General features: G+C 45.9%; 1 protein-coding gene. It reads right to left on the reverse strand.

The annotated features are described in order from the left end of the window. Window positions 1–255 (reverse strand): transposase (locus M3191_RS18425; RefSeq protein WP_251701753.1); only part of this gene is annotated, 255 nt, incomplete at both ends.

A 255-nucleotide genomic window follows, 5' to 3' on the forward strand; every position in this document is an offset into this window, starting at 1 on the left:
CCATCTCTTCCGCGGCAAATATGCTTTTCAGTAGGCTGATTGCCTCCTGATTGTCTTTCTTCGGCATGACGTCAACGATATTGCGTTTGAAGTGGACATTGCACCGTTGCCAGGATGTTCCCACAAAATCTTGTTGAATCGCCTTTTTAAGACCTTCATGGGCATCGGAGACGACTAGTTTCGGCGATTGTAGACCTCTTGAAATTAGGTGTTGGATAAAGGCAGACCAGCTTTTGAAGCTTTCGTTGTGATCGA

The sequence above is a fragment of the Sporosarcina luteola genome, assembly GCF_023715535.1.
GTDB classification, from domain to species: Bacteria; Bacillota; Bacilli; order Bacillales_A; family Planococcaceae; genus Sporosarcina; species Sporosarcina luteola_B.